The following is a 26321-nucleotide window of genomic DNA, read 5'->3' on the forward strand; positions in this document are numbered from 1 at the left end:
TTGAGCGAAGACAGCATTATTCGTCGGCTGGAGTCCCTTGAAACCCTGGTGGCGGCGCTTGAGCAGCGGTTGAAGCAGGTTGAAACGCTCTGCGCCGAACGTCGAGATATCGATTCAACCGTCCTCGGCGCCATTGCTTCGGCCCATTCCGCCATCCGCAACGCCGTAAGGCTGTCCAATCCCGATCATGCAGGCGCCGGGCGGGATGACAGTCAATGAAAGTCTCCGTCGTCATCTGCACATTGAACCGCGCCGACGACCTGCAGCGCACTTTGGAGAGCTTCGCCCTTCAGCGTTACCGCGATTTTGAAATCGTCGTCGTCAACGGCCCTTCCCTCGACCGCACTTCGGAAGTGATCGACGCCTGGAAGGGGCACATCAAGGCGGCCTGGTGCCCCAAGTCGAATCTGTCGATGTCGCGAAATATCGGCATCGCCGCCGCGGCGGGCGATATCGTCGCCTTTATCGACGACGACGCGATCCCGGAGCCGATATGGCTTGAGAATATCGTCAAGGGATACACCGCCGCCGACGTCGGCGGCGTCGGCGGATGGGTCCACGACGCCACAGGCCACGCCTATCAAACCAGATATATTGTCAGCAATCGGTTCGCCGCCTCGCGAATCGACCTGACGATGAACCCCACGCCCTACAATAATTGTCCGGGCGCGGTCGAATATTGCTCGCTGCTAGGCACCAATTCCAGCTTTCGCCGCGATCTGCTCGTGGAAATGGGCGGTTTCGACGAAGAGTTCGCCTATTACCTCGATGAAACCGATGTGTGCCTGCGTGTGGTCGATCGCGGTTACCGCATCATCTTCGTCGAAGACGCCCGCGTCCTCCATAAATTCGCATCGAGCCACATGCGCAACACGCGCAAGGTGCTCCATAATCGCTATCAGATCATCAAGAACCAGTGCTATTTTTCTTTCCTGCACGGGGCGCCGGCCGAGGGCTACGCCAAGGCGCTCGCCGAGACGCAAAAATTTGTCACCTGGCATCGCGACGACGTCGAATGGTGCATTGGCGCCGGACTGCTGAAAGCCGAAACGCGCCAAAGTTTCGAAGAAGAAGCCGAACAGGGGATTCGCGATGGCCTGACGCGCGCCCTGAGCGGCAAGCCGTCGCACCGCCCGGCCGCCTTTTTCGCCGAACCCGCGCCTTTCCTGCCCTTTCCCATCGAGGGCGTCAAAGGCGATGCGCTGACGATTGTATTGCTGAGCCAGGTCTATCCGCCCGGTTACGTCGATGGCGTCGGCCGTTTCACCGCGGAACTGGCGTCCGGACTGGCGCAGCTTGGTCATGAAGTCCACGTCGTGACCTCGGGCGCCGACGAAAATCGCGTCGATCTCGAGGAAGGGGTCTGGGTCCACCGGATCGTCCCGCTCGGCCATGATGGACGCGACGCCGACATACCCGGCGAAATATGGTCGAAAGCGGCCGCGGCCGCCGCCGAGGTCGGGCTGATCCAGGAAACCGCGTCGGTCGATGTCATCCAGGCGCCGGGCTGGGACGCCGAAGGCATCGCTTTGCTCCGGCATCTGGCGACCGAGGCGGCGATCGTCACCTCGCTGCACACGCCCATGCTCGTCGCCGCCGTCAACCATCCGAACTGGCTGGTCGATCATGAGCGAATGGCGAGCGTCATCCTGCCGATCATGCGGCTGGAGCGCGAACTCTTCCTGTTTTCCGACGCCATTTACGCCAACAGCCTCGACGTCGTTTCGACGATCCAGTCGCATTACAACATCACATTCGACACGCTCGGCGTCGTGCCCCATGGTCTTCGCGACCGCCTGTCCAATGCGGGGGGCGGCGGCAAGCCGGTTTTCCGGGCGGAGGCGCCGGGGGACCGGTTGCGCATCCTGTTCGTCGGCCGCCTCGAAACCCGCAAAGGCATCGACGTTGTGCTCGCGGCCATGCCCAGGATTTTCGCCAGCCTGCCGGAAACCGAATTCTGGTTTGTCGGCCAGGACCATACCGAAACCATCGACGGCGAATCGACGATCGACGGCTTCCGGCGCAAGAACGCCGCACAGCCCTGGCTCGACCGGGTAAACTTCTTCGGCAGGACCGAGAAGGAATTCCTCGACGAATTTTACAGCCAGTGCGATCTGGTGGTGATGCCGTCGCGCTATGAATCCTTCGGTCTCGTGCTGCTCGAAGCGATGATGCACGGCCTGCCGGTGATCGCCGCGCGCGCCGGCGGCATGAAGGAAGTCGTCGCCGATGGCGAGACCGGCCTGCTGACGCCGCCCGGCGACGCGGACGCTTTCGCCGATGCGGTCATCACGCTCGGCTCAGACGCGCAATGGCGCCGCCGGCTCGGAGCCAATGGCCGGGCGCGATATGAGGAGAAATTCACCGCAGCCATCATGGCCGAGCAATCGGTCGCCCTGTATCGCAGGATTTTGGCCGCGAAACAGCACGGTCGTCTGCAAGACAAGCGGACCCCGACGCCGAACGGGTTCCCGCTGTCGCGTCCATGGGAGCTGGCGGATTTCTGGTTCCGCAGCCCGCTGAGGAGCTGGGCCCGCGACGAATGGTTTTTTCCTGCGGCGCCGATCTGGATCGGCCTGCTCGCCCGCGAGGCGCTGTTTCGCAATGGCGTCGAGGGCGAGCGGAGAGTCCTCGCCATCGGCTCATCCGAGCCTTTCGATCTGGTCGCCAGTCTGTTCCCCGGCGCGGTTCACGTCGCGCGCGCGGATCTCCCCAATCGCGGCGGCTGGGCCGATTCCAGCATCCCCAAGCGCGCGCTCGACATGATCGGGTTGCGCGACGAGGATTTCGATCTGGTGATCGTCTTCAAACCGCTGCCAGACCACGAATATCTGCAAAGCGCGGCGCTGGCGGAACTGGCGCGACTGGTGCGTCCCACGGGCGTGCTCGCCTGTCTGGTCAACGGCGTTCCGGCGCAAGCTCGTATCCGGTTTCTGGCCAAGCGCGGTTTCGTCGTCAAGGAACTCGAACGCGACGCCCCGGCCAACGAAATCCCGGCGGCTTCGCTCCATTCCATCGTGGCCACCCGCGCGGTTTCGCCGAGCCAGCGTTTCGGGCCGCCGCGCGTTGACCCCGGCGCGGCCTTATCCTCCGCCGCCGCGCAGAAATGGGGATGAGCGATGGAAACCCGCGAGAACCGGAACGCGTCAGGCGAAGAGGGCGACGATCGTTTGGAAAACCCATTGAATGCGACACAATCGCCTGTTTCCGCCGCCGCGCCGGCGAGCGGCATGCTCGTCCTGTCCCCCAGGGCGGCGCCGCCGGGCGGCGAGGCGCGCCTCCGGCTTTGCGCCCTCGTCGATGCGCACGGGGCTTTTCGTTGTCTGACGCGGGCGTTCGATCTGCAAGCAGAATTCGGCCCTGACGCCAACGCGTCCTTCAGCCCGTTCAGCAACGGCGACGTGATGAGCTTCCAGCGCGACGTCTGTCGGGACGCCATCGTTTCGGCGGTCTTAATGTTCGAAGCCGGACCGGCTTCGGGCCTGGTCGAGTGCAGTCTGCTGGGGCGCAGCATAACGGTCGATCTTTACCGCCCGTCGCCGGGCTATGTCGCGTTGCGGCTCGATCCGCTCGAGACCTGCGACCTCCGCCAGATCTGGGCGCCGCTGGAGATTCACGTGATCGGCGAGAAGAATGGCCGTTCGCGCGGCACGCAATGCGTGATCAGCGGCGTCTACACGGATTATCCGCGCGTCCGCGTGCAGAACGAAGCCGTCCGTCGCTTCCATCTGCCCGAGGCCGACATCGAGCGCGGCGACAATGGCGACGTGCTGATCAATCGCGGAATTTGCGTCTTCTCCAACCCGCAGCGCGCGGCGGTGGAAGTCGTCTGTCACGATTGGGCGGGGCTGGTGGTTCTACGCCGCGGCCCGCTGCTCAACGCCGTCGACCTGTTCTCCCTTGAACGCTGCAAGGGCCTGATCGTCGGCGAATCCTGCGACATCGCGATCGGCAAGAATACCGGCCTCGGCCTTGGCGAGCAGCCGTTGTTCGGCGCTTTTGTCGACGTTTTCAATCCTTGAGCCGGGCGGCGGGCGAAACCGGCGACGGACGAACCGCGCCCGGGCAATTGCAGGCAGGACGTGACGTGACGGAGCAACCAAAGACGCCGACCGGCAAAATTTCCATCGCTTTCGTCAACAGCATTTTCTTGCGCCGCGACGCCATTTCCAACACCTTGCACGATCGCGTCCAGTTCGCCGCCGCCCATCGGGATCTGTTCGACTACAAGGTGTTTTGCTATGCGAGCGACTATCCCACGCTCAACGTCGAGATTGTTCGAAACGCCGGCGACATCATCCAATCGCCCGATTTCCGCAACGCCGACATCGTCGTGGTGGAATTCGGCATTTACCACGATCTGTTCGACGTCGTGCTCTGCGAGACGCGCGCGGCGAAGCTGGTCAGCTATCACAATGTCACCTCTTCCTGGCTGTTCGAGCCGGGCGACAAGCGCCAATTATGCGAAAGGTCGGAAGCGCAGGGCTGGAATCTGGCCTTCGCCGATTTTGTCGTCTGCAACAGCCGTTTCACCCTCGAACAGGCCAAAGCCTATGGCGTCGATTTATCGCGCACCCGGGTGATCGCGCCGTCCGTTCCGGCAACCGGAGGATGGCGCGTCGAAAAGGACCCGGACGGTCCGGTTGTCCTGCTCTGTGTCGGTCGTCTGGTGGCGCAGAAGGGCATTCTCGATCTGGTGAAGGCGCTCGAGATTCTGTCTCATGTCGAGCTTCCGGCCTGGAGGCTCCATGTCGTCGGCGCGATGAAATTCTCGGATCCCGCCTATGTCCGTTTGCTGCGGCGGGAAATCGAAGACGCCGGTCTGCAGGACTGCGTCCATTTCCTCGGCGAACTCGACGAGACCGAAATCAGGCGGGCCTTCGCGCAAGCCCATGTGCTGGCGGCGCCCTCCCATCACGAAGGTTTTGGCGTTCCGGTGATCGAGGGATTGGCGAGCGGCTGTGTGGTGGTCTGTTCCGACGCCGGCGCCCTTCCCGAGGTGGCCGGCGAATTCGGCAATATCTACCCATGCGGCGATCGTCGCGCGCTGGCCAAATTGCTGATCCGGGTGCTGTCGGATTTGCGCCCGCGCCAGGGCGAGGCGAAATATCGCGTTGGCGCCCGGGTGCTGAGCGAAGCGGAATATTACGCCGCCGCCGAAGCCTATGTCGCGCCCTTCCTGCCGAAAACAGCGGTCGCGGAGTTTTATGGCGTCGTGCGCGACCTCGTCGCGCAAAAGCGCGGGGCGGAAATTGCGGACCCGCCCGAACATCCGGGCCAATCGGTTCTCGGCCTGACGGGAGACCTTGCCGCTTGCCGATGAAATCGGGCGGGATCGGAGTCGACACAAAGAGAGTGAACCATCGAAAGACGATGACTCGCCGCTGCGGTGCGGGAGCTGGCGGAAGCATGAGTCGAGCTTGCATGAAACGGCCAGCCAGCTTATGTATTTGTGGGACTCGTGGCCATGCGCGACAATTGGCTAAATATACGATAGAATATTAGATAGTTACGTGTTTGTGGAGCATTGAATGGAAAATCAACTGGAGATCCCGGCGCTTCCGAGTAATTTGGAGTTGATTCATATGCGCGACCCGAGGGGTGGCGACGGTTACTCGCTGGTGTTTTCCAAGGATTTAGGCCACTATGAAAAATGGATTAAACACGTCGGCCAATCGGATTTACTGGCGTTACTTCTTATTGATTTGCTGCGCGGCGAGGGCACGTTGGTGGATATTGGCGCAAATATAGGAACTATCTCCGCTCCGGTCGCGCGCACGGGCAGCAAGGTGATAGCTATCGAGATGGTGCCAGAAAATTGTTTGCGCCTTCATCATTTAGTGTTGGCAAACAAATTCACCAATATGCGAGTGATCGGGGCCGCCGCAAGCAAATACGATGGAATGATAAAATATACTGGAAGCGAGGCATGGGGTCACGTTGAGGACGCGCCTGGAAACGCAACCGCCGTTTGTTTTAAATTGGATACGATAATCTATTCCCTGGAGCTTGAAGATTTCATCAAGAGCCCTCTGGCGATCAAAATTGACGTTGAGGGGCACGAATTCGCGGTGTTTGAGGGGGCGGTCGGGCTCTTGGCGAAATATCGCCCTCCTGTTGTTTTTGAATCGATTGAGATCGAGGGGCGTCCCGGTGGAGCAAGGATGTGTAAAGAGTTTCTTTTGAAATTGGATTATGAACTGTTTTTGATTGGAAACAACATACTGGCGCCGAGGAATGACCTAACTGCAATTCAAGAAGGTCATGTTTCTGATTTTTTGGCTGTTCCGAAAGAAAAAGTCGCTCTACTACAAGATATCCAATGGGAGATACGTGATCTTCTACCTACGGAGCGTATCGAATGGATAACTTCGATGGCAAATTTTCCACAAAGGCCACATCGACTTCACGCCGCAGCTATTTTTACGCGTCTGTTTAAAACTAAATCTGACTTGCTCAGGCAGTTTCCGCCGTCAGTTATTAGTAATCTTGCAGCCCAACCTGAAGTCGAGTCCCTGCGCGAGGATTTGGAGCGCATAGTTGAAGCTCTGCGCTGAAGGATAGGGCAATATTCTGGAGTCGAGGCTCTTCAAATCGGGATAGACAGTTTGTTTTGAAACGCTTATCAAACCTTGTATCGCCGTCTTGAGATTCAAAAATTCGTGATTTCGGAGTGCCGTTGAAAATCGCCCGCATGACTGCCGACGCAGACCCGGCACTGTTCGCGGTCGCCGCGATTCGCAACTGGACGGAAAGCGGAGCCAATCCCTCCCACCTTCCAGTTATTGTCGAATTCGACGAACATTGGGATCCGTATTTCGACACCGTCAGTTCTCAGATCGGCATTCGCGCCACCATACCCGCATCGCGCATCTCGGGCGTGTTCGACGGCGCTGTCTTCGGTTTCAATCCGGTGCTTCACAATTATAGCGGCATCCTATTGCTGCAAATTGACGACCAGGATTGCGAGATCGACCTTTTCCAGCCATCCGGCCGATCGGTCACCAAAGAGTTTTTTGTCGTATCCGGCCTCGGCAAGGGGCGGCACACTTGGTCCCTGACAATTCTGAACAAAAACGCCGCGTCTTTTGGCAACGAGGCCATCCTTTTCAACTTCGCGGTCGATCCCGCGTTCTTGCGCGAAGAGACATTTGTCGATATCGAGATTTCCAGTGAGCTGATTTTTGAAAGGCTGCACACATTACAGGAAGTGGAAGGGCAAAAAATCATCAGTGTTTTTTGCTCGAATACAAAAAACACCGGCGATCAAATGTGCGCTCCGATGAGGCATATTCCATTTTTACAGGCGACGCCAAAATATGACATGTATGACTGGCATCCTCATAACCAGCGGGACGCCGAAATTCGCCGGCAGTTCAATATGGAACTGGCCCAATCGACCATCGTGCTGGGCGGCGGCGGGCTTCTGGAAAACGAAGATTTTGCCCCGGCGCTTGACTATATATTATCATCCAATGAAAGTAATATCGTTCTGTGGGGCGCCGGGCATAATAATCCTGAGCTCAAGCTTTGGAGCAAGATCAAACAACCTCTGCGGCTCAACGCCAATCGTTTTGCGCTGTTGGGCGTGCGCGACGATCAGGCCGCCTATCGCTGGCTGCCCTGCGTAAGTTGCCTTCATCGAGCCTTCGACAGCGACGTGACGCCGACGCGCCCCGTCGGCATTGTCCTTCATGGCGGGGAGTCAAGGGAAAACCGGGCAGTCGAAAATTTCTTTGCGGAATTCCCGACGATCGACAATTACCAGCCCATTGAGCAGATTATCCAGTTCATCAAGGAAAGCGAACTCGTCGTCACCAACTCCTATCACGGCGCCTATTGGGCCATACTTGCGAACAGGCCGGTCGTCGCCATACCGAATTCCTCGAAATTCTACGATTTCAAATGGCAAATCCCTCTGTGCGATGTTTATGACTGGAAGCGCGCCTCGAAACTTGCCGTCGCATACCCGAAGGCTCTGCAGGAAGCGCGATACAAGAACCTGCTTTTCGCGGAATCCTTCCATCAACTGCTTTCGCTGCAAGCGGCCCGAAAGTAAACGCCTTCCTTCGGCCAAAACCGCTGAGTCCTCGCCGGCGATTTAGCCCAGCGGGCGTCGGCGGGACTTCGCTGCACGCCCATCCCGGCGGACGAGCAATTTCGACGACCCGTAAGCAATGTCACCGGTAAATGCGCTGACGATGAGCCGCCACCCTGCTCGATCTCTCGCTTCGCCCGTGGCGCCGCTGGAAGGCTGGCGAGATCGGCCGCACCGATCAAAAACGCGTGTTTCACGAGACCACCGGGAAGGTCGCGCAGATCGACCACGCCAGCGCGGCGGCATTGGCCAGCGCGGCGACGCGCGGATCGCCGGTTCGTCCGTAGGTCCAGCGGCTGATCCAGCCGAACACCATGAAGAACAGGCAGATGACCGGAACGATGATGACGAGGAAAAACAGTTTTGGCGGATTGAGAGCGACGGCGATGGCCAGCGAAACGACGACGCAGAGTTTCGAAAAGACGTATCCGCCCGTCGCCGCCGCCGGTCCGCGGGTCAGCCATTCGTCGGCCAGGAAATAGACGACGACGCTGCAAAACATCGCGGGGATCAACAGCCAGCGCAGCGAGGACGGCGCGATCGACGTCACGAACGCATCGATCGGCAGCCCAAACCCCAGGCCGTAATAGGCGACGACCGGCAAGGCCGCCAGGAGGAGCCCGCGCCAAGGGGTCCCCCGCCAATCCGCCGACGGGCGCTGGCCCGATTTGCCAGAAAAATTCGACAGCCACAGGCAAAAAAAGGTCAGCGCGCCATAAAGGGCGAAGTGGACGGCGAGATAGTCGCCAAGCAGAATCGGCAGGAAATCCGTCGGCGCCTTCCAGAGCATCAACGGGGTCAGCAGGGCCGGCGCCACGGCGATCGGCCATTGCCGCCTCCAGCCCAGCCCGGCGCCCGAGGGAACCGGCGACACTCTCGGCAGCAGACGCGACAGCGGCGGCGCTAGCCCGAGAACGCCGAGAAACAGCAGGCCGAGCGCCTTCCCCCGCGCGTCGATGGCGCCGCTTTCCGTCCGCTCGAAAACGGCGTTCATCCAGTCGCGCATTTCTGTGAGGCCCTCACGGCTGTAGATGACGCCGATATGTTCGGCGCCTTCGGCGTAAACCAGCCGGCGCGCGGTCCCGCGCGCCATTTCGCCATAGGTGAACCGTTCCCGAGGCGGCTCGCCCGACGCCAGACCGACGATCCGCAAGCCGTCGTTTTTCAGCGCGGAGGCCTCCCATGCGCCGTCGATCACCAGCAGGTTGTTCGGTTCGCTCGCCGTCGCCCCGCTGCCGAAATTGGAAAAGGCCACCACGCCGGCGACCGCGTCATTGTGGATCGCGCCGTTGACGATCAGGATCGCCGCCATCGAATGACCGACCAGGCCGAGCCTCGGCTTTTCCAGCCCCGCGCCGGGCAAGGTCGAGGCGAACCGGATCATCCGGTCGATTTCCGAACCGAGGACGCGCGCGCTCTCCTCGTGATCCTTGACGCCGCCGGCAAGCGGCCGCGCATTTCGGCCATGGCCGGCGAAGTCGAAGGTGACGGCGGTGTAGCCGGAATGGGCGAGCGTCACGGCGGCCGGCTGCATCAATTGCTGCGAACCGGCGAAACCATGGGCGATGACGATCACCGGGCCGGGAGGCGCGCTCGAAGGACGAAAAATTGTGACCGGGATATCGTCCACCCGCAATGCCTCGACGCGCAGATCGGCCGTCGGCGCCAGCAGCGACCAGAGGCCGGTCGCGACCGCCAATGCAGCGGCAAGAAACACGATAAACGCGCGCGTGTGCGCGGGGCCTGATGCGCTTTCCGGTTTCATGCGTCCTGATGCCGAATCGTCAGATGCGCGGAGCGCGGGAGGAAACCGACTCTAAGGCGAGCTTCGCCATATCGCCAGCGCGGATTGATCATCCGTCGTTGACGCAAAACCGGCGCCGTCGCGGGTCGAGGCCGCGATTTTTTCGCCGGCGCGGCGCGCGGCCGGCCGGGAGGGCGCGTCGGTTTCAGGCACGGCGTCGCTCCGGGACCGGCGCCCTGGCGAGGTGCACATGGCGCCTCAAGACTTGCGGCGGCTGGCCGACCGTGCGCAAAAAGGCGCGCCGCATGCGCTCCCGGTCGCCAAACCCGGTCATCCGCGCGACTTCATCAAGGCTGTGGCGCCCCGCTTCGATCGCCAGCCTGGCCGCCTCAACCCGGAGATTTTCGATCGCCTTGGCCGGAGACTGGCCGGTCTCGGCGCAAAAGGCGCGACTGAACTGCCGGGCGCTCAAATGGGCGACCTCGGCCAGTTGTTCGACCGTCAGAGGCGAATCGAGATGGCGTTTGGCGTAGGTTAACACCGACTGGATGCGGTCCGATTTCGGCTCCAGCTCCAGCAGCGACGAATGCTGCGACTGGCCGCCGGCGCGGCGGTGGTATACCACCATGGCCTTGGCGACCGATCGCGCGACCTCGTCGCCGAGATCGCTTTCTACCAAAGCAAGCGCCAGATCGATGGCTGCCGTCATGCCGGCCGAGGTCCAGACGTTTCGGTCCTCGATGAAAATCCGGTCCTCCTCGACTTTGACCTTCGGATAGCGCCGCTGCAATTCGCGCGCATAATACCAATGGGTCGTCGCGCGCCGGCCATCGAGAAGCCCCGCCTCGGCGAGGACGTAAGCCCCGGTGCACGCCGCCACCACCCGCCGCGCCGCGCCGCGTTCCGCCTTGCGCAGAAAATCGGTCAGCGCTTGCGAAGATGGGCCGATGTCCGCCATCCCGCTGACGATGATCGTATCGTAATCGACCTCGCCCAGCGGCGAAGTTGCGACGGAAACGCCGATCGACGCGGCGACCGGGCCGCCATGTTCGGACGCGACCACGACCTCGTAACATCTGGCGCCGGCCATGCGATTGGCCATTTCGAAAACCGTCGCAATGGACAAGGTCATCACCTGAAAACCGGGATAAACCACCAGACCGATGCGTCGCATGCCACCCTCCGCGCTATGTCCTAAAACGATGTATATATGACATTTGAGACAAAGTCCAGTTGAGGCATGGTTAGGTCATGGCCGAGGAGATGGGGCGGCAAGCTCCTTTTTCCGCGACTGGCGCCGCAACGGATGCGCGGCGTCCCCTGCAACCGAATATCGAGACCCAAGGAACATACCATGTCGAAACTTCCGTCTGCCAATAGCGCCCGTCGTTTCCGCGACGCCACGCGTTCCCTGACCGCCGCGATCCTGCTCGCGGCCTCCGGCCTTCCGGCCATGGCGAAATCGGATCACAAAACCGTCTCGCCGCGCGAATTCCGCGCCATGTCGGCGTCGCAAGTCCCGGAACGTTGCGTTCCAGCCAATGGCGCCCAGATCATGGGCGGTTTCGCCGGCCCGGACGACAGGCTCGACAGCGTCACCGGAGAAATCTGCGTGCGATAGGCTAACCGGCCTGGCCCTGCGCGTTTTGGGGGGCCAGGCCGGCGAAAGAGGCGTCCCTCCCGCGCCCCGCCAGCAGACCCGGCGCCCACCGCCGGGTCTGCCTCTTACGGTTCGTTCCATGTCGGAAACCGGCGATGCGGCGCGTTCACGCCGGACGAATCGACTTAAACATGGTCTTTGATCGGAACGGCATCCTTCGCTGAGATGCGTTTCCGCCAAAGCTCCGGGAAGGCGATCCATCGCCAGTCCGAAACCGGGTTGCGTGAAAAGAGGGGGACAGGAATCGCGTCAAATGTCGGTCGATCCTGCGACCGCCGCATCTCCCGCGCCGCGCTCGACGAATTGCCGCAGCAGCCAGGACGCCGCCGGGCCGGGCGGCCGGTCGCGGCGATATATCGCCCACAGGCGATAGGCGATGGCGGGCCGATCCGGCATGACGAGGCGAACGAGGGCGCCCGATGCAAGGTCGGCCTCCACCATGCAGAGCGGCATATTGCCCCAGCCGATGCCCTCGCGCAGCAGGGCGTGTTTGGCGCCGAGATCGGCGAGGCGCCAGGTTCGCCGCCCGACGACGCCGAAATCACGGCCTTGCGTCAGTTCGGAGCGGTCGGTCAGCACCAGTTGGACATGGTCGCGGCCGGCGCCGGGCGCCAGATCCCCCGAGCGGGCGAGCGGGTGGCCGGGCGCCGCCACCGGGATCATCGTCACGGCCCCGGCCGCAATGCGCTCTATTTCCTCTTTTTCGGCCGGAAGCGGTCCGCTGATTCCGAGCGCGGCGCGACGATCCATCACCAGCCCCATCACCGCGCCGAGCCCCTCGACCGACAGCCGCAACGAGACGGTCGGGAACTGCTCGCTGAAGCTTCGCAACACCTCGCCCAGCCTTGCCGCGGGAAGCATCACGTCCACGGCCAGATGGACTTCGGCCTCCAGCCCGTCGCGCATGCCCTTGACCCTGGCGCGCAATCCATCGACCCCCTGCGCCACGGTCCGTGCTTCGGCCAGCACCGCATGTCCCGCTTCTGTCAGGCGCGGGCGCCGCGTGGTCTCGCGGTCGAACAGTTCAATGCCGAGCTGCGCCTCGAGATTGGCGACGCCATAGCTGATGACCGAGACGGCGCGGTTGAGCTTGCGGCCGGCGCCGGCGAAACTGCCGCTTTCGACCACCGCGAGAAAGATTTTCAGCTGATCGAAAGTCGGGACGCCGGGATCTGACATTTCAAGTCCATCGAATGAAGCTTTCGATTTTATCCCGCTAATCCGAAAAGACCACCATCCCTATATTGGCGTCATGAGACGAGGCCGAGCCGCGATTCTGCGGCGCCGGCGTCCAAAGGAGACCAACGATGATCGAACTGCGGTCCTTCGACAGCCTTGGCGGCGAGAATCACGGCTGGCTCGACGCCAAGCATCATTTTTCCTTCGCCAATTACCACGACCCCGCCCGCATGAACTGGGGATCGCTGCGGGTATGGAACGACGACACGATCCAGCCGAAAACCGGCTTCCCCGCGCATCCGCACCGCAATATGGAAATCGTGACCTATGTGCGCACAGGCGCGATCACCCATCAGGACAGCCTCGGCAACAAGGGCCGCACCGAGGCCGGCGACGTTCAGGTGATGTCGGCGGGCGCCGGCATTACCCATTCCGAATATAATCTGGAGGCGGAGGCGACCCGGATCTTCCAGATCTGGATCCAGCCGACGCAGGCCGGGGGCGAGCCTTCCTGGGGCGCGCGGCCCTTTCCCAAGGGCGAGCGGGCCGGCGTGTTCGTCACCCTTGCGTCGGGTCGGCCCAATGATGACGACGCCTTGCCGATCCGCGCCGACGCGCGGGTCGTCGCCGCGACGCTGAAAGCCGGCGAAAGCGCCGATTACCGACTGGGCAAGGATCGATTCGGCTATCTCGTTCCCGCGACCGGCGAAGTCGAAATCGACGGATTGCGCGTCGGCGCCCGCGACGGCGCGGCCATAAGCGACGTCGAATGGCTCAAGGTGACGGCGCTGGCCGACAGCGAGATCGTTCTCGTCGACGCCGCCTGAATTTTGGCGCCGATCCGACCTGTCCGCCTGCGCGACCCTCCGCGCAGGTTTTCTTCGGGCCGCCATGCCGCAACGATCTGGCGGCGCGGGTCATTGGAACTGCGGGAATGGCCTCGGATGGCGCCATCGCGAGCGCAATGGGACTCGAACCCATGACCTGGAGCATATCCCGCAATAGTGGACGCCGGTTTTGCGAAAAGGATACGCGTTTTCAAAGAAATCTATAGCTTTCCCCGCTTCAAGTGAAGCGGGGAAAGCTCTAAGCGCGCTGGAACCGTCAAGCCCGGGGCCCTTTTTGATGGCGTCGTGGAATCTTCCAGATACGAAAGGATTTAACAAGCCGCTGAAAAAGCCGCGCATTGATCCCCTCGTGCTTCGAGACGCGCTGCTTCGCAGCGCTCCTCAGCATCAGGGGATCAATGAAATCAATGGAGTAGCCCTCATCTGAGGAGCGCCGTCAGGTGCGTCTGGAAGGACGTGGGCGATCGAGGGAGTTTTCAGCAGCCTGTCAAAGGCTTGCCGAAACGGAACGTCAGAACGATGCGCCAACGGGCCTGTTTGTCGGGCAAAGAACCAGCCGACAGGAGCCGGCTTTTGGTCAGGCTTCAACTCAAGACATAGCGCTTGACGGCCAGGAACGGCTTCTCGACGTAATGCCACGAAAACAAGGCAAACATTATGGTAACGGGAAGCGCTACCGCAACATTCAGAGCCCAGCCATTTGCCGAACCGAACATATAGGCCACCGTTTGCTGGATCGGACCGGCATACAAATATAATCCATAGGAATAATCGCCATTTTTTATGACCATCGTCCGCTTTGGATCCAGCATCCCGAGATAGACCGTCGTGTATGCGACGAGAAGCGGGGCAAAACATACGGTGGCGTTGTACCTTAGCATGAAGAGCGCGAGAACGCCCGCAACCAGCGCCAGCTTGCCGCTGTAAGGAAGCAAGGCGCGCAGCCGGAAAATCACCGTCCCCGCCACAAAGCAGAGCACAAGCACCCGACCGTTAAGCCCCCCGGCGGGCGTCCCCTCCTCGCCAAGGAAATAAAGCAGCCCGAAAACCGCGAGCGTGTAGGCGGCGAACATCGACACCGAGATCAGGCGCGAACGCATGAAGCCGATCAGGACCAAAAACGGGAGAACGATATAGCACTCCAATTCAAAAGGCACAGTCCACAGCGATGCGTTGACGACGCCGGGAAAGGGGTTTTCAAGGAATACGCCAGGAAGAAAATAATGTATCCAGCCAATTGTGTTTAGCATGTATTTAAAAAATTCTTTTGACGTGAAATATTCATGCAAAGTAACTGAGGTGACGATAGGCCCCAGGATCAACGCAGACATGAATACTTCGACACACAAAGCTGGGTAGATCCTGATAATACGCAACGTAAGAAATTTGCGTAAATTTCCACTTCTTTCCAGACTTCCCGATACCAGAAACCCGCTCAGGCAGAAAAACATCGGCAGGATTGCTTCGACCAGGAACCCCGGCGGGGTTTTCCAAAACGCCAACGCCGCAGGTTTTCCATAAGAAATTTGATAGGAATGCCAAAAAAGCACGGACGCGGCCAAAATAACCCGAATATAGTCAAATCCCGAAGGATGTCCCTTCAGGTCGAGCCAGCGTGAGGATAAGGTTTGAGCCTGGCGCGTCGTCGATGGTAATTCCTTTAAGGTCGATTCATGCTCCAAGGGGCGGTCATTCGAAATTTCTTGATCCAATTTCGGCGCTCCGTTATTTCACGCGCGGTGGCCCGTCACATGGATGGTTGGCGGCGTTTCCCCGGTGGCGATGACGCGTTGCCTTGGAGCGCACCCTTGACGATCTCTATTTGTTAATCAATGTTTTAGACGGCTTCGGAAACAGACGCAAGGACGAATCCGGCTGAGCGGCAAGTCGTCGCCCAAGCAAACTCCAGGCAGGCAAAACCGGAGGCCCGCCCAGGGGATGTCGGATCGGTCGACGTTCGCCCGGAGAGAATGGTTTCGCACAGTTTTGCGACCCGATGAAGCTCCGCGCGAGTCGGGAACGCCGCGTATGGTTGCGAACTTTGTCAGCGCGCATAGGCGCCAATGTCCATCGGCGGAATTCGAGGCCGCCCTTCCACGTCGATGGCCGGAGCATCCTCTTCCGAGCCGGTCTTTCGCGCAAGACTGTTCGGCGAGAGGCGCAGGTCAAAAGACGGCACGGACATGTCGAAATCCTTGAAAAGCGCATTCGGCGGAACCTTGTCGAGGTTGAGTGACGCCGCAACGCCATCGAAGGGCGAATCGCCTCTCGGCGACTTGGAAATCGAAATTCCTCCCAAAGCGATATTATGATCGACGGTGATATTGGAGCCGGCGGCCATGATTCCGCCCGCGATATTATTGCGGACCACGACATTGGTTGCCGGAGTATTGTCTTTGCCGGCATGGACATTGATCCATGTCATGGCATTTTGCGGCCTGGCGGGCAGAACGGTGTTATTGATGATTTTCGCATTCTTGACGCCATAGAGGGTAATACCATGCCACGTATTTGTAATAACGACATTATTTGTTATATATACGCCATCCCATGAACCATCGAAAATTGATATTCCTTGCATGTAATTGTCGTTCGCCCGGTTTAGGTTGATCACGACATTCGAGTCAATGACCACATTCCTGTTGGTTACATTCTTATAAGTCCATCCCTGGATGCCGTCCGCATGGAGAGGCTCGTCCGAACCATGATGGCCGGATCTGATGGTGTTATGGCGGATGGTCAGGTTGCTCGCCGTGATATCGAAGGCGTCGTTGCCAAAGTCCTCCAGCAGATTATCCATGGCGAGGCCGTCGTTGCCGCCCATCTGGACGGCATTGCGAACATTGTAGAAATGATTTCCGACCAGGGTTGTGCAGCGAATATTGGTCTGGAACGTAAGCGCATAAGGCTTGTTGACCCAGTCGGCGCTGGTCCAGTTCGATGCGTTGTCCTGCGTCGAAAAGGAATTGGACTGGAAGACGATATTGCCGCCGGGTCCAAGGAACGCCTCCTTTGCCGAAAGCAGCACCGTCAAGCCGAACGGGGAGTTCTCACGACGTGCGTCCTGGAACTTGATCCCCTTGAAAACCCAGTGCGTCGATGACAACACCCGCATGGCCCGGATGATGGGCGTCTGGTTCTCCCCCGCGACGACGAAGATGAATTTTTCGTTCTGATATTGGCTGAGATCGACCTCGCCATGATCGCCGCTCATCAACACCAGCGTATCGCCCGGCTTGACCGGACCTTCCGGATTCACCGGCAGCAGGTCAAGCGCGCCCGCCGGATTTTTCGAATAGGCCCGGCTCGAGATCAGATGGCTGGACTGGGCGACAACGTCGGCAAAACGGCTCCAAGGCCTTTGCGCGGAGCCGTCATTGGCCATGCTCCCGTGAACGGGGTCGATGTAGAAGCTTCGACCGTCGCTCGAAGAAGGCGGGGCGTCGCAGCCCGCCGGAACGATCGTCTCCGACCCCATTGCCGGGAATTGCAGAAAAAGCGGGGCCAAAATCAGGACCATCGCGCGCAGATTTCTTGCAAAAAACCTGTTCATTGCTGCACCAATTCCTGGGAGACGCCAGCCGACCCAGCCTTTACGGAGCCAATAACACCATCGGCCCTTGAAAAGGGCCGATGGTATCAAAACCAGGAAACGAGAGCCCCTTTTCCGTGCCATCGGATCGAAAAATGCTTTAGGGCGAAGTTTCGGTTTTTTCATGGCTGTGCCGGCCGATCGCCGGCAGACCGCGCCAAAGTCACGCCGGCGCAGATAAACTTCCCGTCGGTGAGCCAGCGGCCTACCACCTTCCCGGCCAGATGGGCGCCGGGGAAGGCTTCATCGACGAACGCGAACGAAAACGCTCCCCCGGACGGGTCGTCCCCAACAGGCCCGACGAAGCGGATGACGACGTCCTGAAAGTCGAGAAACCTTTTCTCCAGCGGATAGTAGCATTTGTAGAACGCCTCCTTGGCGCTGAAACCGACCTTCGCGAAATCGACCCGCGCTTGCCCGGACCGCACCACGATTTCGGACCATTCATCAGGGCTGAAGGCCAAAAGATGGAGGTCGTCCGGCAGGGGCTCGGTCGTTTCGACGTCGAAGCCGAGCGACAGGACGTCGACGTCGCGCGCCGCCACAGCGGCGCAAAATCCCTCGCAATGGCTGATGCTGCCGACAATCCCGGGCGGCCAGACCGGAGTTCTGTCGGGTCCTCGTGGAAGTGAGGCGACGGGTCCGCCGAGCGACGACAGCGCAAGGCGCGCCGCCGCCCGTCCGGCGGCAAATTCGCGCCGGCGGTTCGGGGCCCAGTCCGCCACACCCATCGACTCCGAGCCTGTCAGGGGATCGTCATACATCGAAGGCGTGGCCACCGCCGCCTGGACTGGCGCGCTGAACAACCGGCATAATTCATGGCTGTTCATACGTCGCCATTTCCCGAAGTATCGGAAGCTATCGGCTTCCAGCGAGCCTCGCCCGGCAACGAGACGCCGAGCCCTGCCGTCGAAGCGCCGACGACATCGAAATGCTTTTTCGTCCTCAAACCTTGTTCGTCGGCGCAACGACGGGATCCCCCGCGGCCAGCAACGCCCTCTCGATGGCTTCGGCCGCGACGCCCGCGAGGGGATCCTTGACCATATCCATGTGATCGCCGGGCAGGTAGTGAATTTCGAGACCGCCCAAAGCCAGATCTTTCCATCCCGTTTCGGGAGGCGGCGGGGCCGCCCGGCCGACCGTCATGGGCGGCGTCGTCTCGACAAACAAATGTACCAGTCCCGGATAAGGTTCCGGCTCGTAAGGGGGGGCAATGATATGATGCAGCTTGAGTTTCTGAACGGAGGGCGCCGACATGAACTTTCTGGTCGCCGGACGGCGGAACAGGAATGTCCTTAACGATCGCTCTATCCGGGTCGTATAAAAGTACAGCAGCAGATTGGGAGGCGTCTTGACAAGATTGAGCAGCATGCGGGGCAACGGCAATAAATGCCGTCGTTGCCGCCAGATCGGCGCATAAGTGCCAAGAAGGCCGAGAAAAACGACCGATTCCCCCGCGCGATGGAGTTGTTGCGCCATTTCATAGGCGATCAGACCGCCGGCGGAATGGCCGACGATCCGGTAGGGGCCCTGAGGTTGGACGGAACGCATCTCTTCTATGTAATGCGAAGCGACCGCCTCGACCCCTTCCGGCGCCGTGTCGTCGTCCTCGCCATGGACCCCGGCCAGACCGTACGAGAGGCCATAGATTGGGCGCCGGCGGCCAAGATGGCGCGCCAGTTCGCGCTCTACCCAGTGGACCATGAAAAGGGGCGCCTCCGAGCCGTTGACGAAAAGCGGCAGCAAGGAATTGGATCGGCGTGTCCGATCGCCCTTCTGGATTTCGCGCGCCAGTTCGGCGACGGTCGGCGCGAAGAACAGGGTCCTCAACGCAACTTGCTCGCCGGAAGCCTTCTTGATCTGCGTCACCACCTTGATGGCCAGCAAAGAGTGGCCGCCGAGTTCGAAGAAATTGTCATGGCGACCGACGCGCGCGATCCCCAGCGCCCTGGCCCAAATCCGCGCCAGCATCTCTTCGGTCGCTCCTTCCGGCGACTCATAGCCGCGGGCGATATAGGCCTCGGCGTCGGGCTCCGGCAGCGCCTTGCGGTCGAGCTTGCCGTTTGGCGTCAGCGGCATGGCGTCGAGATGGACATAGGCCGACGGAACCATGTATTCGGGCAGACGGGCGCTCAGATAATCGCGCAGGCGCCCCGCTTCGAAGTCCTCCCGCGCGGCCGTGTAATAGGCGACCAGACGCTTTTCTCCGGGAAGGATCTCCCGCGCCAGCACCGCCGCCTCGCGAATGCCCTCGTGTTCCGCCAGCCGCGCCTCGATCTCCCCAAGTTCGATACGGAAGCCGCGAATCTTGACCTGGAAGTCGTTGCGGCCCAGAAACTCGATATTCCCGTCGCACCTGTACCGGGCGAGGTCGCCTGTCCTGTAAAGCCGGTCTCCCTCAACGAAAGGACTGGGCAGGAACCGTTCCCCGGTCAAGTCCGGACGGTTCAGGTAACCCCGCGCCACCCCGTCGCCGCCGATGTAAATCTCCCCCGAACTCCCTGTAGGAACCGGCTGCAGATGCGCGTCGAGCAAATAGATTCGGGTGTTCGCCATGGGCCGGCCGATCGGGACGGAAACTTGCGCGGAAGGCGAGCCGCCGACGGGCGACACGACCGACCAGATCGTGGTTTCGGTCGGTCCGTAAACATTCATCAGCGAACCGGCGCGCGCGGCGACGTCGGCCGCGAGGGCGGCAGGCAGCGGTTCGCCGCCGCACAGGGCCTTCAAACCCGCCGCGCCGGTCCAACCCGCCTCGACCAGCATGCGCCATGTCGATGGCGTGGCCTGCATGAGCGTGAGCTTCTGGCGCCTGATGAGTTCCTCCATCAGACCGGGGTCCGATGCGGTGGCGCGATCCGCGACGATTGCCGGAGCGCCGCCGATGAGCGGCATGAACAGCTCCAGGGCGGCGATGTCGAACCCGATCGTGGTCAAGGCCAGCATACGGTCGCTGGACCGGAATCCCGTCAGCCTGCGCATTGAGCACAGGCAATTCACCAATCCCCGATGTTCGACCATCACGCCTTTGGGCCGGCCGGTCGAACCGGAGGTGAAGATGACATAGGCCAGGTGGCGGACGGTGAGGCCGATGCTGGCCGGATCGACGTCGCTGTCCGGGGCGCCGGCCCATAAAAACGCCTCCGCCTCGATGTCGAGGATCGAAGGCTTTATCGTCAGACCGGCCAGGGCCTCCCGCAGCGCCGCGCGCGCCGGCCCATGGGTCAGCGCCGCCTTCGGCGCCGCGTCTTCCAGCATGAGGGCCAGCCGCTCGGCCGGAAAGCTCGGATCGAGCGGCACATAGGCGCCGCCAGCCTTGTGGATGGCCAGCAGCCCCATCACCATGTCCAGGCCGCGCTCAAGGCAGAGCGCCACGAGGTCGCCGGGCCCGACTCCCAGGGTTTGCAGGTGACGCGCGAGGCGATTGGCGCTGGCGTTCAACGCGCCATAGGTCAGCTGCTCGTCCTGGAACACGAGCGCGACCGCCTCCGGCATTCTGGCCGCCTGCGCCTCGAACAGTTCATGCATGCATTTGTCGGACGGATATTCCTCCCCGGTGGCGTTCCACTCCACCAGCTGCCGATGACGCTCGGCCTCCCCTAGCAGCGGCAGCCTGTCGATGACTTGATCGTCGCCCTCGGTCATCGCCTCAAGCAACCGGCGCAGATAGCCGGCGTGACGCTCCATGGTCTCGCGGTCGAACAGCGCCGTGGCGTATTCCAGCCCCCCGACGACGCGCGCCCCGCACTCGGCCAGGCTGAGCGTCACATCGAATTTTGCGATGCAGGGCGATCCGTCGGCGCGCGGCCGAACCGGCATATCGAACCCGAGACCAGCCTCGTTGAAGGGGCGCCAGTCGAACATCGCCTGAAATACCGGCGTATGGGCCAGGCTGCGCGGAACACCCAGCGCCTCCGCCATTTTTTCGAACGGCAGATCCCGATGATATTCGGCCTCAAGCACCCGGGCCTTGACCCGCTCGATCAGCGCTCCAATCGTCTGTCCGCCCGACAGGTCGAGCCGCAACGCCAGACTGTTGAAGAAAGCGCTCGGCGCAGGCTCAACCTCGCGCCGACCGATGCAAGCCGCGCGCGTCCCGATGACCACCGCGTCCTGCCCCGACAACCGCGCCAGCAGCGCGCCCCATCCCGCCAGCAAGATCATGAACAGGCATGCCCCATGACGTCGCCCCAGCGTTTCCAGCTTCGCCGTGAGACCCTCGTCGAGCTCCAGCGCAACAAAAGCCCCGGCAAGGCTCTGGTGGGCGGGACGGGGACGATCGGTGGGAAGATCCAGGACCGCGGGCGCGTCGGCGAGGGCGCCGCGCCAATAGTCGCTCTGCTCGCGCAAATGCTCGGCGTATGGCAAAGGCTCCTGCCCGGGGGCGGAACCATGGGTGCGCTCAGCCGTCGCGCAAATCAAGGACGACGGCCCGACGAAACCCTTTAAATCATTATCTTGATTAAATAATTTTTCCAAAATGGTCCCCTTTCCACGGCCAGACCGTTGGGCCCTTTTTCTAAACCGGCCAATCAAAAATCGTTTGGCCACCGAGCCTCATGGGGGTGAGCGGCGACCGGACATCGGCTGTCGTTGTGATTTGTTCCTTTCGTATCGAAGGGGACCCGACGAGCGCCCGACGGGAAATTCGTCGGATCGGCTACCGTCAAGCTAAAATTACCACAACAATCGCGGCTGTCCAGTGACGAAAGGCTGGGGACTGCATGTCCAAAGGCTCTGTTTACTCAATTATTTCGCCAATAAAATGACGCCAGAGCGTTTTCCAGCGAAGCGGAACCCGGCTTGCGTGATGAAATCTCGTAAAAACAAGCAGATAGCTGTGTGCGTAACTTGAACTGCGGGCATAGGCTCTTGAGTTTGATCCGCGCGGCGTCGGTTCTTGATTGCCAGTAGCCTTAACGTGAAGCATGTGGCGATTGACTCGCCAAGCGGCGATCTCCCTGATCGACTTCTCCTGGTCGGGATGCGGCGGTCGAGACAATGCCTCGCCAGAACGCCGGGTTCGGGCACAGCCCGGTCGAGCCAACCGCCGTGCTTTGGCGCGCAACGCCATCGGCCCTTGAAAAGGCCGATGGCGCAAGCCGTCAATAATCTGGCCGCCACGTCAAACGCCAGGACGTCGAACGGTAAGCTTCTTTGGCCGAAACCAGGACCTTATCTGGGCTGCCGGACCTTCAGTCCGCGTCGGCGACGACGTCCTCGTCCCTGAAGGCGACCGACCCATCGAGGCGCCTCCCGTCGACGACGTCGTCGAGGATGAAGCGTGGCCGCCGCTTCACTTCCAGGTAAATGCGGCCGATATATTCGCCGATGATGCCTGCGGAAAGGAGTTGCAGACTGCCAAACAGGCTGATCGGAAGCAGCAACGACGCCCATCCAGGCACAATGTATTGGCGTTCGAACAACGCGGAGAACAAGACCCACAAGGCGATAAAAAGCGACAGAAGGCTTGCGAAAAAGCCAGCAACCGCAATCATGCGCAAGGGTAACGAGGAGAACGACAATAGACCTGTGAGAGCTAATCCTAACATTTTTGCGATATTATAGGATGTCGATCCGGCGACCCTGCTTGACCTTGCATATTCTACGATCGCTGTCTTGAACCCCATGCTGGCGACAACACCGCGCAAAAATAGATTGACCTCATTATACTCAAGAAGAACGCGAAGCGCCTTCCGCGACATCAAACGATAGTCGGCATGATTATGAACGAGATTAATGCCGAGCGCATTCATGATCCGATAGAAACCGACGGCGGTCGAGCGTTTGAACACAGTGTCGGTCGCGCGCTCCTCGCGGACGCCAAACACGATTTCGGCGCCGTGGCGATATTTTTCGATCATCGCCTCCATCGCCTTCGGGTCGTCCTGCAGATCCGCGTCGAGCGAAATCACCACCTCGGCGTTGGCGCGGCTCAAGCCGCCCAAGAGCGCGTTCTGGTGGCCGAAATTGCGCGCGAGCTTTATGCCCGTCACCTCGGGGAATTGGCGCGCCTGATCCTTGATCACCTCCCAGGTGCGATCTCGACTGCCGTCATCGACCAGCACGAGGCGGAGACGACAATCATTCGCCCCGTTCCTGGCTATCAAAGACCGCATCAGGTCAATGACCGTCGGAGTCGACAAGGGGAGGGCTTCCGCCTCGTTGTGGCAAGGAACCACAATATCGATTGAACCGGGAAACGCGCGCACAGGCGATTGTTCGAGAACGTCAGGCATTATTGGCATTCTCGCTTCGCAGGCGCCCCGGGCGCAAAACCAATAGAGGTAAAACAACGAAAATCTTCACCAGGAAGATGATTTGTATAAAAGGAAACACCTACCATTTCGACCCGCCTTGTCTTCATCGTTCCGCTTCTCCGTCTGTTCCCTCTCATCCAATTTTTGTGACGAACCGTCACAAAAGGATGCGATTGACCTCAAATTAATCGTCAGGGCATCCTTTTGCCCGAGCCGACAAGCCAAAGCAAGCATTTCAGCCATTTTCAGCAGCGGAACCATTTTTCGCACCGGCCCTTGACCCTGTGCTCGCCGCGCGAAAGGCGAGCAGAAACGCCCCGACCGGTCCGCTTCGCCGTTTCAGGCCTATTCGGCGCAGTGGACTTTTTCGAGGAGTCGCCAAGGCCCGTCCTCGGCGCGCAACCTGAACTGGCACCGGCCGCTGTTTTCAAGCACCAGCTTCACGTCTTCCGATGTTCCGCGGATGAATATGTAGTCGTAAAGCGGGAGATAGCCGGTCAGTTCCTCCATAGGCGGAATGTAACCGTAAGACTTACTGAAGGCGGGGGTCTGACCCGGGCGATATTTAACGATCGCCGTCTGAAAATAGGCGAAGTTGAAATCGACAAATCCGCCCTTTTCAGCCGCGTACCAACTCGGGTAATGCATCAACGCCGGCATTGGCGCATAGTCTTCCCATTGATGGAAGACGAGCGACAGCGCCCGCCGGTTCGGCTCCGCCGACGCAAGAAGGGTCTCGAACCCGGCGGCGTGCCGGCTGATGGTCCACTGCCGCTGGCCATGCAGGGCGATGGCCGCAAGCGCCGATATCGCCAGGACCACGAAACGAACTTGGGACCATCGGTTCGGCGCGCGCTCCGGACTTTCCGCCTTGAAGGCCAGCGCCCAGAAGGGGAGCAAGAACAGTCCGAAACGCTGATAAACATAATAGGTGTCGAGAATGTAATAGGGCACGAAAAGCAGAATGGCGAGGCAGACCGCAAAAGGCGCCCAGGCCTGCGCCGACCCTGGCCGAAGGCGAAGCGCAAGCGGCATGGCGAAAGCGACGAACGAGGGAATGATCCGGTACCATTCGCGATTGCGGTCGCCCGAGACCTGGAACAGCGCATGGATCGGCCGCCAAAACAGCGATTCGCCAAACAGGATTTTTTTCTCGACAGCCGAATCCGCGGTCCGGGTAATCAACAAAAACCCGATCAGCAGGGCCGCAAGAATATAATAAGGAATATACGATTTTACTTTTTTGAGAACAGGCTCGCCATCAAGTAAAATAAAAATTCCGCCGATGACAACCGCGAACAGGAACTGCAATCCGTGCGAGAGGAGAAGTAAAAATCCGACAAACACGAGGAGCGATTGATTTTTAACGCTGTTTAAGTTTGCCTGGCGATGCGCCAGAATAAGAAAAAGAATCACCAACGGCGCCGCGCAAAGATAGGTAAAAAAGCCCCAATGCCAAGCAAAACCGAAGAATCCGAAAAAAAACAGCCAGTCCAGCCTTTTATCGGCGCCGAGTTCGCGGCGCAGCAGAATGCACAGGCCAACGAAAGCGACAAAGGCGATGGTGAGCAATAATTTTATCGCCGCCGAAGCGCTCATCAGATAGGTCAGCGGCAGGAGCGACGCGTAGCCGAGAAGATAGGCAATCTTGTAATCGGTTTGGACAAGGTCCGACCAGGGGAAGCGTCCTTCAAGAAGCTCGCGCCACTCGGCGACCAGCGCCGCATGCTGGGGCAGGTCAACCATCGGAAGCCGCGCGGGTATCCAGATCGTCGCCACGCCGGCCAGCAAGGTCAGGAAAAAAAGCAGTCGTTCGATCGCCGCGGGAGATCTGAATTTTGACCAATCGCCGGATTTCGTCATCGGATAGCGCTATCGAATGCGAGATTGTACATCGACATTTCAGTTCAGCCCCGGTTTAGGTTCGTCTCATCGGACTTATACCGACCTTTGCCGCCCCGGGAAATACGCGCACGCAATTTTTTGCCCGGCTAGAGCGTTTTCCAGCGAAGTGGATATTGGTTCGCGTGAAGAAAACACGCAAAAACAAGAAACTATAGCCCCGATCCGTTTCCATCGCATCGGATCGGATAAGGCTCCAGGGGAATTTTGCCGGTGTGGCGCGGCGCGCCAGACCGAAGGGCCAAGATGGAAACCGGCGCGCGTTTCGCCAGATGGACGCCCTCGCGTTCCATCACCAACCGCACAGCGCGGGCGCGCACCTCAGGTGAAAATTTATTGGTCGCAGGGCTCATGATGGCTCCATCCTATTGGCAAGTTGGAGTCTCCGGCAAACCCGTCGCGGTTCGACCCATTTTCGACGCGGCTCGCCGAGACGACGATTTCCCGATCGCGTTTCGACCGGACGCCGAAGCTGACTTTTATCCGTCCCGGTTTGGATCGACAGGTCATGAACCCGCTTGATTCCAACCAGTGAAATAACCGGCCTCATGGCCGGAATGCGCATGAAACCCCTGCTGTTTCAAGCGTTTCAGCAAAATCGACGACGTGTTGCAAATTGGAGCGGGTGAAGGGAAACCGCTCATACATTAGATTACCGCAGTAAAATCAATGATTTCAACGCAGGGCCGAAAAACATTATAACCGGAATTATAACCAATTTTGTTACCGGCGCACCGTCCAACGCCCCTCGCCTTCCATCAACAAAGAAAAACCGCGGGGGCGGCGTCGCCCCGATCCGCTCAGAGCGCTTTTCGAGCAGGCTGTCGCGCCGATGCTGGCGGCGGCGCCGGGCCTGCGTCGTGGATTGATCGTTAGCGGCACGAGGATACCCTTCGCTCGGCGCAAGCCCCCAACAACCTACGTCCCCGGGGCGAACCTTATCGGCATCCAAAATTGCCGCAGAGCTTCTACAGCGGCTGGGATATCGCTGCCCGGATCCAGAACGATGGCCGGCCGGCTTAGAGTACGCGGTTGGGC

The 26321-nt window shown here is 60.3% G+C and carries 17 protein-coding genes; 8 read left to right on the plus strand and 9 right to left on the minus strand.

Annotation, left to right across the window (positions count from 1 at the left end; translation table 11 throughout):
• The 6 genes from QZY01_RS05845 to QZY01_RS05870 all read left to right on the plus strand — a co-directional run bounded on the left by QZY01_RS05845 (nucleotide 1) and on the right by QZY01_RS05870 (nucleotide 8059).
• Complete coding sequence (locus QZY01_RS05845) at nucleotides 1–219, plus strand: hypothetical protein (protein WP_294534522.1); 219 nt, start codon at nucleotides 1–3, stop codon at nucleotides 217–219.
• A complete protein-coding gene (locus QZY01_RS05850; protein WP_294534524.1) occupies nucleotides 216–3116 on the plus strand; it encodes a glycosyltransferase in 2901 nt (966 codons plus the stop codon). Before QZY01_RS05845 ends, QZY01_RS05850 begins: the two co-directional genes overlap by 4 nt.
• A gap of 66 nt (nucleotides 3117–3182) precedes the next feature.
• Entirely contained in the window at nucleotides 3183–4022 is an 840-nt protein-coding gene (locus QZY01_RS05855) for a hypothetical protein (protein ID WP_294534527.1), read from the plus strand.
• A gap of 65 nt (nucleotides 4023–4087) precedes the next feature.
• The gene (locus tag QZY01_RS05860) at nucleotides 4088–5323 is read left to right on the plus strand and encodes a glycosyltransferase family 4 protein (protein ID WP_294534530.1); all 1236 of its coding nucleotides are present in this window, start codon (nucleotides 4088–4090) and stop codon (nucleotides 5321–5323) included.
• 208 nt (nucleotides 5324–5531) lie between these two features.
• Nucleotides 5532–6557 (plus strand): FkbM family methyltransferase, encoded by a 1026-nt coding sequence (locus tag QZY01_RS05865; protein WP_294534533.1) that lies wholly within the window; start codon nucleotides 5532–5534, stop codon nucleotides 6555–6557.
• Nucleotides 6558–6694: 137 nt separating this feature from the next.
• The gene (locus QZY01_RS05870; protein WP_294534535.1) at nucleotides 6695–8059 is read left to right on the plus strand and encodes a polysaccharide pyruvyl transferase family protein; all 1365 of its coding nucleotides are present in this window, start codon (nucleotides 6695–6697) and stop codon (nucleotides 8057–8059) included.
• A 232-nt stretch (nucleotides 8060–8291) separates the two neighbouring features.
• Here QZY01_RS05870 and QZY01_RS05875 read toward each other — a convergent pair whose 3' ends face one another.
• Nucleotides 8292–9863 (minus strand): alpha/beta fold hydrolase, encoded by a 1572-nt coding sequence (locus QZY01_RS05875; RefSeq protein WP_294534538.1) that lies wholly within the window; start codon nucleotides 9861–9863, stop codon nucleotides 8292–8294.
• A gap of 184 nt (nucleotides 9864–10047) precedes the next feature.
• Nucleotides 10048–11016 (minus strand): GlxA family transcriptional regulator, encoded by a 969-nt coding sequence (locus QZY01_RS05880; protein ID WP_294534541.1) that lies wholly within the window; start codon nucleotides 11014–11016, stop codon nucleotides 10048–10050.
• Between the two features lie 180 nt (nucleotides 11017–11196).
• Between QZY01_RS05880 and QZY01_RS05885 the strand changes: the two genes are divergently transcribed.
• Nucleotides 11197–11463 carry a hypothetical protein gene (locus QZY01_RS05885; RefSeq protein WP_294534544.1) on the plus strand — a complete coding sequence of 89 codons (267 nt, stop codon included), beginning with the start codon at nucleotides 11197–11199 and terminating at the stop codon, nucleotides 11461–11463.
• Between the two features lie 288 nt (nucleotides 11464–11751).
• Here the strand turns inward: QZY01_RS05885 and QZY01_RS05890 are convergent, their stop codons facing one another.
• Nucleotides 11752–12681, minus strand: coding sequence for a LysR family transcriptional regulator (locus tag QZY01_RS05890; protein WP_294534546.1), 930 nt, complete (start codon nucleotides 12679–12681; stop codon nucleotides 11752–11754).
• Nucleotides 12682–12809: 128 nt separating this feature from the next.
• On the opposite strand from QZY01_RS05890, the gene QZY01_RS05895 reads away from it, so the two are divergent.
• Nucleotides 12810–13508: a pirin family protein gene (locus tag QZY01_RS05895; protein ID WP_294534549.1), complete on the plus strand. Its 699-nt coding sequence runs from the start codon at nucleotides 12810–12812 to the stop codon at nucleotides 13506–13508.
• Between the two features lie 605 nt (nucleotides 13509–14113).
• Here the strand turns inward: QZY01_RS05895 and QZY01_RS05900 are convergent.
• The 6 genes from QZY01_RS05900 to QZY01_RS05925 all read right to left on the minus strand — a co-directional run bounded on the left by QZY01_RS05900 (nucleotide 14114) and on the right by QZY01_RS05925 (nucleotide 25244).
• On the minus strand, nucleotides 14114–15241 hold the full coding sequence (locus QZY01_RS05900) for an acyltransferase (RefSeq protein WP_294534552.1): 1128 nt from the start codon (nucleotides 15239–15241) through the stop codon (nucleotides 14114–14116).
• 332 nt (nucleotides 15242–15573) lie between these two features.
• Entirely contained in the window at nucleotides 15574–17082 is a 1509-nt protein-coding gene (locus tag QZY01_RS05905) for a right-handed parallel beta-helix repeat-containing protein (RefSeq protein ID WP_294534555.1), read from the minus strand.
• Between the two features lie 161 nt (nucleotides 17083–17243).
• Nucleotides 17244–17951 (minus strand): 4'-phosphopantetheinyl transferase superfamily protein, encoded by a 708-nt coding sequence (locus QZY01_RS05910; RefSeq protein WP_294534558.1) that lies wholly within the window; start codon nucleotides 17949–17951, stop codon nucleotides 17244–17246.
• 115 nt (nucleotides 17952–18066) lie between these two features.
• Entirely contained in the window at nucleotides 18067–21489 is a 3423-nt protein-coding gene (locus QZY01_RS05915) for a non-ribosomal peptide synthetase (RefSeq protein WP_294534560.1), read from the minus strand.
• A gap of 827 nt (nucleotides 21490–22316) precedes the next feature.
• The gene (locus QZY01_RS05920; RefSeq protein ID WP_294534563.1) at nucleotides 22317–23360 is read right to left on the minus strand and encodes a glycosyltransferase; all 1044 of its coding nucleotides are present in this window, start codon (nucleotides 23358–23360) and stop codon (nucleotides 22317–22319) included.
• Nucleotides 23361–23726: 366 nt separating this feature from the next.
• Nucleotides 23727–25244, minus strand: coding sequence for a hypothetical protein (locus tag QZY01_RS05925; RefSeq protein WP_294534566.1), 1518 nt, complete (start codon nucleotides 25242–25244; stop codon nucleotides 23727–23729).
• Between the last annotated feature and the right edge of the window lie 1077 nt (nucleotides 25245–26321).

The organism is uncultured Rhodoblastus sp. (genome assembly GCF_903903185.1).
Taxonomy (GTDB): Bacteria; Pseudomonadota; Alphaproteobacteria; order Rhizobiales; family Beijerinckiaceae; genus Rhodoblastus.